This is a genomic window from Bacillus sp. FSL H8-0516, assembly GCF_038635285.1.
GTDB classification, from domain to species: Bacteria; Bacillota; Bacilli; order Bacillales; family Bacillaceae; genus Bacillus; species Bacillus safensis.
The window spans coordinates 294,400-306,744 of sequence record NZ_CP152051.1; the positions used below are offsets into that span (position 1 = coordinate 294,400).

Below are 12,345 nucleotides of genomic sequence, written 5' to 3' on the forward strand. Positions count from 1 at the left end.
AACAACAGGAGGTGGCACAGCATGCGGTATTTTCAGTTTTTATCAGAGGCGAGGCAGCACGATATTTTTTTCAAACGGCCGGGGGCGATGCATTTGATGACGCCAAGGCACGTACTTGCGCATGCATTAGGTGCTACTTTGTATATGCCTGCGACAAGACAGGATATAGCAGACATGCTGCTGTCGCAGAAATATGAAGCGCTTTGCTCTGTTGTATTTTGTTTAGAGGATGCCATCGGTGATCAAGAAGTGGAAATGGCTGAACAGAATCTAGTGGTACAACTCGCCAAACTGTCGGACAAATTAACGCATACACCTGAAATGGCTGAACAAATGCCGCTTTTATTTATTCGGGTTCGTTCGCCGAAGCAGCTGCTCAAAATGGCAGATTTGCTTGGTCCATCTCTTCGTTTATTGACGGGTTTTGTATTTCCAAAGTGTTCTATTCATAATGCGAAGGATTATTTGGACAGCTTGAAACAGGCGTCCGCACAAACGAAGACAACGCTGTACGGTATGCCCATTTTGGAAACACCCGATTTATTAGAAAAAGAAACAAGATATACGGTGCTGTCTAAGTTAAAGCAGATCATGCTGAATGATGAAGAATATATTTTGAATATTCGTATTGGGGCAACGGATCTTTGCGGCTTATATGGCATTCGCCGTGATCGCGACACCACCATCTATGAAATCAGATTGATTGCTGATTTGATCACAGATATTATCAATTATTTTGGTCGTTCCTTTGTTGTATCAGGTGCTGTATGGGAGCATTTTGGTCCTGCACGAAAGGAACAAAAACCATTCATCCGTGCGCTTTCTAAGGGAGGTGAGCTGTCCTTATCTGAATTCGATGACGTACAAGGTTTACTCAAAGAGACAAGACTCGATGTAGCCAACGGCATACATGGAAAGACAGTGATCCATCCAACACATCTCAAGCCAGTGCAAAGCATGTACGTTGTGACAAAGGAAGAGTACTTGGATGCTTTAAGCATTCTGGAACATGCCGACGGCACAGTTGGCGTGATGAAGAGTGCTTTCTCTAATAAGATGAATGAAACAAAGCCGCATTACAGGTGGGCAGAGCACATTTTAATGAAGTCAGACATTTACGGGGTGTTTCATGAAAATAGAAGCTATATCGACATACTCACAGAATCAGAAGCGGCATACGCTGAACATCTTGGAACATATGGAGGTTGAGCTTGACCTCAAAGAAGGTGCGCTCCAGCTTGAAAAAGAGCATCTTTTTGAGATGGCGGCAAGGGTGAACAAAAAAAGAGCCTTTTTATTCGTGAGTAAGGTGCTTGGAAAGCATATTCCTGTTCATCCAGTAAAACCGCTCCTTGTCTCGGGTCTTTTAGCGATGGCATATGCCAAAGAGCAAACTGGAAAGATGCCCCCGCACCAAGATCTTCTTGTAGAGGCACTCAAGACGAATGATCACACGGTGTTAACGGCAGCCTATGAAACACTCAAAGAAGAAAAGCTTTCAGTAGGCAATGAGCCTGTCGTCATCGGCTTTGCGGAAACGGCAACAGCCCTTGGACATGGTGTGTATGATGTGATAGAAGGCGCATCATACATTCATACGACACGTGAACAGCTGCTGGATCTTGACCCGTCATTGGTATTTGAAGAAGAACATTCGCATGCAACAGATCAGCTTTGTTATGCAGACGAAGCATTCCTTCGCACAGACCGCCCCATCGTGTTAGTAGATGATGAAGTCACAACAGGTCGTACCAATATCAACATCATTCGTGACCTTCATGCAAAGTATCCAAGGCATTCTTATACCATTCTTTCCATTTTGGACTGGCGGACGGAGGAGCATGAGATAGCCATGTGCCAGCTTGAAGAGGAGCTTGGAATTCACATCACATCATTGTCTTTATTAAAAGGGCAGATGATTTTTCGAGGCAAAACGCTCGATGAGCCAGCTTATTCGTATGAGATTGCGGAGCAAGAGAAGCAGCCAAGTCTCTCTTTTCACTCTCTTCAACCTTTCTTTAAGCAAGTGTCCTATTCACTTTCTCATGCAGCAAATTCGGCTGGTCATTCGCCATATATACATGAAACGGGTCGTTTTGGTTTAAACGCAGCAGATACGGAAGCGCTCGACCAAGCAGCTGCTGAAGCGGGATTGAGGCTGCGGCAGGAACGCAAAGGAAAACAAACACTCTGCTTAGGGACAGGTGAGCTGATGTATGTCCCGATGAGACTGTCTGCACACATGGGGGAAGGCGTTCTCTTTCATTCAACAACGAGAAGCCCTATTCACCCAGTCGAAAAGGATGGATACGCTGTCCAAAATGGGTTTACCTTTATGAATCCAGAGGATGCCCGAATTCAGCACTACGTGTACAACATTCCAAAAGGTGAATATGATGATGTATTTCTCTTTTTTGAGAAAAAGGTCTCTCAGGAGGCATTGCTTCCGCTTGTTCACTTATTTGCTGAGCGGCATGTGAAGCATGTGCATATTGTGACTTTATCAGACGAGGTGAAGGTGAATGGCTAATGTGTATACAAAGATGGGGAGCTATCCAGAGCAGGATGTAACCTTCTTACTCAAAGATTTATCCTCTATTGAGATGGAGAAAAGTACAGAAGAGCGGGAGCGTTCGATTCAGAGCGGTGCGCATTATTCAGAAATGCTGCCAATTGAGTACAAACCAACGGCATCTTATATGACTTTATTCTATCAATCTCTTGAAGAAAGTAAGGAAAAGGTAGCAGAAGCAGTAGCTGTTGTAGCAGAACAGATTGTGAAGAAGCGAGGCTTCCAAACCGTGCTTTGCAGTTTGGCGCGTGCGGGGACACCGATCGGGGTGCTGATCAAACGATATATTCGAAAGACGTATGGTGTCGATCTGCCTCATTACAGCATCTCTATTATTCGCGACCGCGGAATAGACGAGAATGCACTGCATTATATGCTGAAAGAACATCCAGGTTTTGAAATTGCTTTTATCGATGGATGGACTGGAAAAGGGGCGATTTCGAAAGAGCTCCAAAAAGCTGTTCTTGATTTTGAAAAAAAGTATGGTGTGCGTCTCTCGAGTGAGCTGGCTGTGCTGGCAGACCCCGGCTATTGTACACATGTATACGGAACGAGGGAGGACTTTCTCATTCCAAGTGCCTGCCTGAATTCGACAGTATCAGGGCTTGTCAGTCGTACGGTATTAAACAACCGCTGGATTAATGCCGATGATTTCCATGGGGCAAAGTATTATAAAGAGCTACTTGATGAAGATGTGTCCAATCTATATGTGGATACAATTGAAGAAGCATTTTCCAGCCTCGGACCAAATGTACAAGAGAAAGCAGAAACCATACTTACGCAAGGAGCACCGGCAGATTGGCGGGGAATGGCATCCATTGAAGCAATCGGTCAGGAGTTTCAAATTGAAAATACCCACTTGATTAAGCCGGGTGTTGGTGAAACGACCCGCGTGCTGCTTAGAAGAATCCCTTGGAAAATCTTGATTCAGCCTGGATCTCAGGAGAAGCTGAAGCATATCTTGCTTTTGGCAGAGGACAGAGGTGTTCCTGTCATTGAATATGCCAATATGTCTTACACGTGCTGCGGGTTAATTCGTCCGCTGGAGCAAACGTCATGAAGACATTTGCATTTGCCAGTGATTTAGACAGGACGCTGATTTACTCACATCGAGTGCTTGACCAGTATGCGTATGAAGGAGAGTATGATTTAGTTGAGGTGCTGGACGAACGGCCGCTTTCCTATATGTCTGTTAAAACGAAAAAATCTTTGCAGACGATTCATCAATCAGGCTGGTTCATTCCAGTGACGACAAGAACAACCGCACAGTATGAACGAATCACCTTCTTTGAGCAAGAGCTTAAACCGGAGTATGCTGTCACAACAAATGGGGGCTGTATTCTTCATCATGGCAAGCCGCTTGAGGATTGGCAGGCCATTGTTGATGAGAGACTTAGGGAGTGTATGCCAGTCAGAGAGATGCTGAGGGCGATCTCGGAACTTCCGGTTGCGGCATGGGTGAAGCGTACCCGTACAGCAGAGGGAAGATTCCTTTATTTAATTATGAAAGAGGAGTATCTATCTCACATCCCGCTTGCTGAATTGAAGGTGTGGGGTGAGGAGAGAGGCTGGCAGGTTTCTCTTCAGGGACGGAAGCTTTATTTTATTCCACAGCCGCTTAATAAGTGGGATGCTGTTGCTTTTCTAAAGGACAGGCTGCAGCTTGAATACGTCTATGGTGCGGGTGATTCTCTGTTAGATGCAGGGCTCATTCGTCAATCAGATATGGGTTTTGCCCCAAGACATGGAGAAGTTCTCGGCTTTGCCCCAGAACTTGAGCCGACAGCAGCATCTGGCATGGCCGCAGCGGATGAAATCACCGCTTGTGTCATCGAGCAGATGATGAACGCAAAAAAGCCTTCGATTCGATAGCAGAAGTAGAAGGCTGAATGATATGATAGTAGTAGCTTTCGAGAAAATATAGGAGAAAGGAAGGAGCGGCGTGAGTTATAAAGAAATCAATGTCACCCATACACGGGCGGAGCAGGAAGCCTGGAAAAATGTGCTGAAAAAGCCGCTCCCTGAAAGAGACGGTTATATAAAGGACGAGCATACGTTGTCCTTGCCGCGTCTCGCCGCCCGGGTCCTTGGAACTCCGCATGATGCAACCGATTATTTTATTTATTTACATGAATTATACGAAACAGACGGCATGCATATTTTAAGTGAAACACTCAATCGTCATATTGAGCCGGAGCATTTTCAAGCGCTGCAGCGTATTCATTTGATTAACCAAGAAGAAAAGGGATTGTCCGTGAATCGCTTTGTGGCTTTTTTGGATGGTGAACAGCTGATTGTACGCCATCCAAACCCTGTGATGAACCGGCATATCCGTCTTTCATTGATCAAGGTATTTGAGCATTTCAAGCAGCTGCACGAGGGTGGATTTCAGCATCCTGATTTCCGCCGGGTCCTGCTGGATGTCGTGAAGTTTTCAAATAATCATCTAGGTCCATGGCTGAAGGAAGTCAATATCGAAGAAAAAATGCCGGCTGTCATTTGGTATGGAGAGGCGAATAAAAGTCAGCTTTATTTTCTTTACTACGTCATGCTGGTTGGCTGTGATGTTGTCCTATTTCATCCAGAAGGCAAGGATTCGTTCCGCGAATTAGATCCAGAAGAAAAGCTGACTTTTATTGATCAGTACCCGGGGACTTCAAAGCTTGAGCCGTTCCCTACTGAAAAGCCTGAGAGGAAATCAACGGTGGCGTACCGCTCGACAAGAGAGCTTGAAGAGGTGCTTCACACGGAAGATTCAATGCTGTATAAGCCGTGGCAATTCAGAGATCATACTCCTCATTCTATTACGCTGAAGACCACGTATGATGAGCTGTTTTTAATTGCAAAGGAACGATCCTTTATCCGCCCGAATTTCAAAGCAGACCGGGACACGATACAGATTCCGAATCTTTTTGCGAAAATGATGGGTGTCACACGAGACAAACGTGAATACTGGGATCGCATTCACACGTTAATGGAGGGGAAAGAGACGAAGACCATTCGCCATTTTCCTTTTACGAAAGAAGTGACATCGAATTATCAATTTCATTATCAGCATGCACTTTCTTCTAATGGAGAGATTGATCCTGACTTATTAATGAAAAGCAATGTGTGGCAGTTTTCTCATCTATATGAGGGCACGCAGCGTGCGATAGCAGAGGCGATATCTCGAATCTGTCAGCATCCGAAGCTATTAAAAGAAGGCAATGAGACCGAATTAGATGTCCGTATTTATTTATTCAAGCAGGTTCTGCATTTAAGCCAGGATCTCATTGAACTGATTCAAACCTTTGATTACGCACAAACCGTACCGAAAGTGATTTTATACCATACGGAATATAATGAGGAGCTGACTCGTTCTGATGCGGCCGCCCTGATTTTCCTAAATGAAATGGGTGTGGATCTCTTCGTATATCATCCAGCGGGATATCAGTGTATCGAACGGTATATCGATGACCAATTATTTGATACCCATTGGCTTGATGAGATGGTCATGAACCAGGAGTTTAAAGAGCCGTCCATCGTTAGAAAGTTATTTCAATCCATTAAAAACCGATAAGGAGATCAAAGCTTATGACAAATACAAACGGAAATGACATCATTTCAATTGATAAAGAGGAAATCACAATTGAGAAAGCAGACGATATTCGCGTTCAGCTTCGAAATGAACCAGAAGTGCAAAATATTGCGAGACAGATCGATGCGAAAAATCAGCTGGAATTGCTTGAATACGGAAAACAGCCGGCCGTTGAAATCTCTAAGTTCTCTGATCGTATCCTTTCAATGATGCGTTCAACAAGTGTCACTGACTCAGGAACAATGCTGACGCAGCTTGGTAAGATTATGGATCGTTTTGATAAAAATGATTTTGACGAACCGAAGGGTGGTTTGTTGTCAAAAATCTTTAAGCGCGGCGGCAGCATGATCGAAAAGATTTTTAGTAAATATCAAACGCTCGGTGCAGAAATTGAAAAAATTAATGTGGAAATTAGTAAATATAAAGATGAAATGACCAAATCGACTGTGACGCTTGAAGAAATGTATGAGCATAACATTCAATACTATTTGGAGCTGGAAAAGTATGTCGTAGCCGGTCAAATGAAAATCGAAGAATTAAAACAATTGGTTCCTTCATATGAAGAAAAAGCAGCTAGTGGAAACCAGCTGGCACAAATGGAGCTTGATACGCTTCGTAATGGCATTCAAGCGCTTGAAGAGCGTGTGTATGACCTTGATATGGCACGAATGGTGGCGCTTCAAACAGCACCGCAAATCCGTTTGCTTCAGCGTGGGAATACGAAATTAATCGGTAAAATCAACTCTGCCTTCATCATCACGATTCCAATTTTCAAAAATGGGATCATTCAAGCTGTTACAGCGAAGAGACAAAAGCTTGTGGCTGATTCTATGAGTGAGCTGGATAGAAGAACAAATGAAATGCTGAAACGAAATGCTGAAAACATTTCAAGTCAAAGTGTGGAGATTGCCAAATTATCTGGCCGTCCAAGCATCGACATTGAAACGATCGAATCTTCCTTTAATACAATTGTACAAGGGATGAAAGAGACGAAACAGATCGAAGAAGAGAACAAGCGATTACGCGAAGATGGAACAAAACGTATGCTTGAGCTTCAAGATAATATTAAGCGGGCTGCCCTAGAGTCCTAAAAAAACAAGCTGTCTGTAACTAAAGTTGCAGGCAGTTTTTTTATGAATTTAAATAAAATTTGAGGAAAAAGGTTTTTATGTGACCATTTTCGGGTAAATCCTGTTAAGGGGAATGGTTCGCCCATGATTCAAAAAACCGCTATGACGAGGATTCGACTTATTTTTTAGCACAATTAGGAATTTCCAGTAAAATATTGTCTGATGAGAGGAAATACCCCGTAAAATATGTAGTTTATGAAGCATTCTATAGGATTTACGAGTAATACGGCGTATAAACTCTAATGACCAGACCTCTATATGGAATTCATACATATTGTGGGGAAATAAGCGAATTCTAAAGATTGTTCGCATCATAACGCTTATGTTACGGTTATAAAGATGCTAATTTGGAGGGAAAATATGAATTCTGAAGAGAGAAATATCAAAATCAAGATAAATAATGTATCTAAAATTTTCGGTAAAAATGCTAAAAAAGCATCTCAAATGCTTGAAAAAGGGAAAACAAAAAGAGAGATCCTAAAAGAGACCGGCGCAACAGTTGGTGTCAATCGAGCAAATTTTGATGTGTATGACGGCGAGATATTTGTCATCATGGGGCTATCAGGGAGCGGAAAGTCCACACTTGTGCGGATGCTAAACAGGTTAATCGAACCAACCTCCGGTGAAATATATATTGATGGGGATATGATAACAAATATGTCAAAGGATCAATTGCGTGAAGTCAGACGGAAAAAGATCAGCATGGTTTTCCAAAACTTCGCATTGTTCCCGCACCGTACAATTCTTGAGAACACTGAGTATGGTCTTGAATTGCAAGGTGTCGATAAAGAAGAGCGCAGACCAAAAGCGCTTGAATCTTTAAAGCTTGTTGGACTTGAAGGCTTTGAAGAGCAATATCCAAATCAATTAAGTGGTGGTATGCAGCAGCGTGTTGGATTGGCACGTGCGTTAGCAAATGACCCTGACATTTTATTAATGGATGAAGCATTCAGCGCACTAGATCCATTAATTCGTAAAGATATGCAGGATGAATTGCTTGAGCTTCATACATCTGTAGGAAAAACGATCATTTTCATTACCCATGATTTAGATGAGGCGCTTCGTATTGGTGACCGCATTGTCCTCATGAAGGATGGAAATATCGTTCAAATCGGAACACCAGAAGAAATTCTGATGAACCCATCGAATGAATATGTTGAACGCTTCGTTGAAGATGTTGACCTTTCTAAAGTATTAACCGCTGGTCATATTATGAAACGTGCAGAAACAGTTCAGATCGATAAAGGGGCACGTGTTGCGCTTACGCTCATGAAAAACCTTGGGATTTCGTCTATCTATGCAGTAGATAAGAAAAAGCATTTATTAGGTGTCATTTCTGCCCAAGCAGCGAAAAAGGCAGCAGAAACGGGAGCGTCACTTGAAACGGTTCTCGATAAAGAATTTACGACAGTGTTGGAATCTACGTATTTGACAGAGATCTTTGATGCGGTGTCTGATGCGAATATTCCGATTGCCGTTGTCGATGAGAAAAACAGAATGAAGGGCATTGTGGTCAGAGGTGCATTGATTGGTGCATTATCAGGAAATGATGAGTATATCAACATGTCTTCTAACAAGCTAGAGGAAATTAAAGCACAAGAGCCTTCTGCACAGGAGGTAGAATAAGATGTTTAGTATGAGTGATTTACCTAGAATTCCGTTTGCGGAATATATCGATCAATTTGTTGACTGGTTAACATTAACGTTTGGTGGTTTCTTTGATGGCATCACAAATGGATTAGCAGGAACAGTAAATGGGATTGTGGCAGCACTTGGCGTCATTCCATCCATTATTTTAACCCTTATCTTTGCCGGCATTGCCTGGTGGATTAGTACAAGAGGAGTTGCTCTTTTCACACTTATTGGATTTTTACTGATCGACTATTTAGGCTACTGGCATCCAATGCTTCAAACACTTGCACTCGTTTTGACCGCTGTGGTCATTTCCATTGTGATCGGGGTTCCGATCGGTATTTGGGCATCACAGAAGGAAACTGTGCGTAAAATTGTGACACCTATTTTAGATTTAATGCAGACAATGCCTGCATTCGTTTATCTATTACCAGCGATCTTCTTCTTTAATATTGGGGTTGTTCCTGGGGTTGTGGCATCGGTTATTTTCTCCATGCCGCCAACGATTCGTATGACCATTCTCGGTATTAAACAAGTACCAGCTGATTTAATTGAAGCTACCGAAGCATTTGGTTCAACGACATTCCAGCGTTTATTCAAAGTTCAGCTTCCACTTGCAACAAAAACCATCTTAGCTGGTATTAACCAAAGTATCATGCTGGCTCTATCAATGGTCGTCATTGCGGCAATGGTAGGTGCACCAGGACTTGGTTCAGAAGTATATAGTGCGGTAACGCAGCTGAAAACAGGTATTGGTTTTGAAGCAGGTATTGCCATTGTGATTGTGGCGATTACACTTGACCGTATTACACAAAACATTAAAACGAAAAAATCCAGGGGGAATGCTTAATGTGGAAAAAGTCTCTCTACATTGGGATGACCGCCCTGCTTGTCTTTTTACTAGCCGCTTGCGGTGCGCAGACAGATTCAAATGCGAGTGCCGCACAGCAGGTGAATAAAACCATTATCGGAATCGATCCTGGTTCAGGGATTATGGCACTGACAGATCAAGCGAAAAAGGATTACGGCTTAGAGGATTGGACGGTTGTGTCTGCATCAAGTGCAGCCATGACGGCAACGCTTAAAAAATCTTACGACCGTAAAAAGCCAATCATCATCACTGGATGGAATCCACACTGGATGTTTTCCCGCTATGATTTAAAATATTTAGATGATCCAAAAAAATCTTACGGTGAAGCGGAAGAAATTCATACGATTTCACGTAAAGGCTTTGCAAAGGATCAGCCGGAAGCAGCCAAAATGCTTAGTCAGTTTAAATGGTCTCAAGATGACATGGGCGAAGTCATGATTGATATCCAAGATGGTGTGAAACCAAAGGATGCCGCCTTAAAATATGTGAAAAAACATAAAGACCAAGTAGCGAAATGGACAAAAGGCGTGAAAAAGTCGAATGGTGGAAAAGTCAATCTGGCCTATGTTGCATGGGATAGTGAGATTGCAAGTACCAATGTTGCGGCAGAAGTATTGCGTGAACTCGGGTTTACGGTGACTTTGACTCAGGTTGAAGCAGGTCCAATGTGGACAGCAATTGCAACCGGAAGTGCGGATGCATCATTATCCGCTTGGCTGCCAAATACGCATAAAACGTATGCAGCGAAGTTTAAAGGGAAATATGATGACCTTGGTACAAGTATGAAAGGTCTTCGAATGGGGCTAGTTGTTCCGAAATATATGAAGAACGTAAACTCCATTGAAGATTTGAAAAAATAGTCAATGATATAGTGGTTCCCTTATAATAGAAGGGAGCATGTTGAAAAAGCAGTCTGCTCAAAAAGCGGCTGCTTTTTTCTTATATAGAAGGATGGAGTTGTCGGACGATGGATAAGTCAATCATGATTTTTCTGCATGGTGGAGGAGTAAGCAGCTGGATGTGGCAGGAGCAGGTTGAAATATTGAAGGACACGTATGAATGCTTTGCTCCTGATCTCATTGGACACGGGACAAGAGCAAAAGAACAGATATTTTCAATGAATGAAAGCACCCGTGAAGTCATCTCATGGATCAAGGAAAATGCGAATGGGCGTCAAGTGATTCTGATTGGATTTTCTTTAGGTGCGCAGATTGCAGTTGATGTGTTATCAAGAGAGCCAGATATCGTAGACATAGCCGTCATCAATAGTGCCCTTGTGATGCCTTTGCCATGGCTCCATTTCATGGTGAGACCCCTCTTGCCACTGACGTATCCATTATTAAAGAAAGATTGGTTTATCCAGCTCCAAGCTGAAAAGATGGGGCTCTCGCAACATGTACTGCATCATTATGCGGCGGAATCGAAACATCTGCAAAAGAAAACCCTTCTTACGATGTTTCAAGAAAACCTTCATTACAAGCTCCCTGACACGTTTCAACAAGCGAAGGCACGCATTCTTGTCACAGTGGGAGAAAAAGAAAAAGGCATTATGAAACGGTCAGCAAAAAAAATAACGAATTCACATCCGAAGGCAACAGGCTTCATCGTTCCCGGTATTGGACATACATTTACTTTTGAGAAGAAAGAACTTTTTACAGAAATGATCAAATGCTTTATAGAGGCACGTGCATTACCAGTCGAATTAAAGGAAATCCAGTAGCCGCGCCAATCAATAAGTGAAGACGAGCATAAAAGGGGCGCCGGTCTCTTTGAATCTGTATGATATAGGTATAAAACGCTTACAGTATGTGTGCCATAGAAGGAGGAGCTATGAGTAAAAACTATATCATATTCGGTGCAAGTCAAGGATTAGGAGATGCTTTTGTAAAGGGTCTCCCTTCAAGTGGAGATACAGTTTGGATTGTGTCGCGTAGTGAACCAAGCAGTTTGAGCATAGATGACGGTGTACATAGAATTTGGCTGAAAATCGACTTATCAAGCCGAACGCATATCCCTTATATGCTTGAAGCCCTTGAGAACCAGACGATTGATGTACTCATCTATAACGTCGGTTTATGGGAAAAACGAGGCTTTGAAGGCGATTATTCCTTTGATCACGATCAGCCAGAGGATATTGCACATTTAATCAATGTGAATGTCACCTCAACCATTACATACATCCAGGCACTGCTTCCGCACGTAAGGAAATCAGAGAATGGGAAAATCATCGTGATTGGCTCAACGGCTGGACTCGACCATACAAACCTGCCGCAAGTCTCGTTTGTTGCATCTAAATTTGGCCTGCGCGGAATTGTGAATGCACTGAGAGAGCATGTGAGGAAAGATAAAATATCCGTCACCTGTATCAATCCAGGAGAGCTGGCGGCGGAGGTTCCGTATGAGGATGGAGCCGAAAAGGCCATCACTCTATATGATGAAACGAGAATCCCTGTCCAGGATATTGTGGAGCTTGCGAGATGTGTGATTCATTTATCAAGGGTATCTTGCGTAAAAGAAATCAACGTTCCAGCCATGGCAGATCTGAATGCATAATATAAAGCAG

At 43.0% G+C, this 12,345-nt stretch carries 11 protein-coding genes; all 11 read left to right on the top strand.

Features of this window, described 5'->3' with window-relative positions; all coding sequences use genetic code 11:
* Positions 1 to 21: 21 nt before the first annotated feature.
* The 11 genes from MHB67_RS01620 to MHB67_RS01670 all read left to right on the top strand — a co-directional run bounded on the left by MHB67_RS01620 (position 22) and on the right by MHB67_RS01670 (position 12,335).
* Positions 22 to 1,209 carry an HpcH/HpaI aldolase/citrate lyase family protein gene (locus MHB67_RS01620; protein WP_025092779.1) on the top strand — a complete coding sequence of 396 codons (1,188 nt, stop codon included), beginning with the start codon at positions 22 to 24 and terminating at the stop codon, positions 1,207 to 1,209.
* Positions 1,199 to 2,530 (top strand): phosphoribosyltransferase family protein, encoded by a 1,332-nt coding sequence (locus MHB67_RS01625; protein WP_342492915.1) that lies wholly within the window; start codon positions 1,199 to 1,201, stop codon positions 2,528 to 2,530. The genes MHB67_RS01620 and MHB67_RS01625 overlap by 11 nt, the downstream gene beginning before the upstream one ends.
* Positions 2,523 to 3,632 carry a cysteine protease StiP family protein gene (locus MHB67_RS01630; protein WP_342492738.1) on the top strand — a complete coding sequence of 370 codons (1,110 nt, stop codon included), beginning with the start codon at positions 2,523 to 2,525 and terminating at the stop codon, positions 3,630 to 3,632. Before MHB67_RS01625 ends, MHB67_RS01630 begins: the two co-directional genes overlap by 8 nt.
* Positions 3,629 to 4,444 (top strand): HAD family hydrolase, encoded by an 816-nt coding sequence (locus MHB67_RS01635; protein WP_342492739.1) that lies wholly within the window; start codon positions 3,629 to 3,631, stop codon positions 4,442 to 4,444. The genes MHB67_RS01630 and MHB67_RS01635 overlap by 4 nt, the downstream gene beginning before the upstream one ends.
* Before the next feature lie 70 nt (positions 4,445 to 4,514).
* Positions 4,515 to 6,131 carry a YceG family protein gene (locus MHB67_RS01640; RefSeq protein WP_342492740.1) on the top strand — a complete coding sequence of 539 codons (1,617 nt, stop codon included), beginning with the start codon at positions 4,515 to 4,517 and terminating at the stop codon, positions 6,129 to 6,131.
* Positions 6,132 to 6,145: 14 nt separating this feature from the next.
* A complete protein-coding gene (locus MHB67_RS01645; RefSeq protein ID WP_024427234.1) occupies positions 6,146 to 7,240 on the top strand; it encodes a toxic anion resistance protein in 1,095 nt (364 codons plus the stop codon).
* A 399-nt stretch (positions 7,241 to 7,639) separates the two neighbouring features.
* Entirely contained in the window at positions 7,640 to 8,905 is a 1,266-nt protein-coding gene (gene opuAA, locus MHB67_RS01650; protein ID WP_024424349.1) for a glycine/proline betaine ABC transporter ATP-binding protein OpuAA, read from the top strand.
* 10 nt (positions 8,906 to 8,915) lie between these two features.
* Positions 8,916 to 9,761, top strand: a complete 846-nt coding sequence (opuAB, locus tag MHB67_RS01655) for a glycine/proline betaine ABC transporter permease subunit OpuAB (protein ID WP_024424348.1) — start codon at positions 8,916 to 8,918, stop codon at positions 9,759 to 9,761.
* Positions 9,761 to 10,642, top strand: coding sequence for a glycine betaine ABC transporter substrate-binding protein (locus tag MHB67_RS01660; RefSeq protein WP_341080285.1), 882 nt, complete (start codon positions 9,761 to 9,763; stop codon positions 10,640 to 10,642). Before opuAB ends, MHB67_RS01660 begins: the two co-directional genes overlap by 1 nt.
* Before the next feature lie 107 nt (positions 10,643 to 10,749).
* Positions 10,750 to 11,502, top strand: coding sequence for an alpha/beta hydrolase (locus tag MHB67_RS01665; protein ID WP_024424346.1), 753 nt, complete (start codon positions 10,750 to 10,752; stop codon positions 11,500 to 11,502).
* A 110-nt stretch (positions 11,503 to 11,612) separates the two neighbouring features.
* On the top strand, positions 11,613 to 12,335 hold the full coding sequence (locus MHB67_RS01670) for an SDR family oxidoreductase (protein ID WP_044333557.1): 723 nt from the start codon (positions 11,613 to 11,615) through the stop codon (positions 12,333 to 12,335).
* Positions 12,336 to 12,345: the final 10 nt, after the last annotated feature.

Coding starts and splice junctions, on each gene's coding strand:
- MHB67_RS01620 (WP_025092779.1), top strand. CDS start 22: ATGCGGTATTTTCAGTTTTTATCAGAGGCGAGGCAGCACGATATTTTT.
- MHB67_RS01625 (WP_342492915.1), top strand. CDS start 1,199: ATGGAGGTTGAGCTTGACCTCAAAGAAGGTGCGCTCCAGCTTGAAAAA.
- MHB67_RS01630 (WP_342492738.1), top strand. CDS start 2,523: ATGGCTAATGTGTATACAAAGATGGGGAGCTATCCAGAGCAGGATGTA.
- MHB67_RS01635 (WP_342492739.1), top strand. CDS start 3,629: ATGAAGACATTTGCATTTGCCAGTGATTTAGACAGGACGCTGATTTAC.
- MHB67_RS01645 (WP_024427234.1), top strand. CDS start 6,146: ATGACAAATACAAACGGAAATGACATCATTTCAATTGATAAAGAGGAA.
- opuAA (WP_024424349.1), top strand. CDS start 7,640: ATGAATTCTGAAGAGAGAAATATCAAAATCAAGATAAATAATGTATCT.
- opuAB (WP_024424348.1), top strand. CDS start 8,916: ATGAGTGATTTACCTAGAATTCCGTTTGCGGAATATATCGATCAATTT.
- MHB67_RS01660 (WP_341080285.1), top strand. CDS start 9,761: ATGTGGAAAAAGTCTCTCTACATTGGGATGACCGCCCTGCTTGTCTTT.
- MHB67_RS01665 (WP_024424346.1), top strand. CDS start 10,750: ATGGATAAGTCAATCATGATTTTTCTGCATGGTGGAGGAGTAAGCAGC.
- MHB67_RS01670 (WP_044333557.1), top strand. CDS start 11,613: ATGAGTAAAAACTATATCATATTCGGTGCAAGTCAAGGATTAGGAGAT.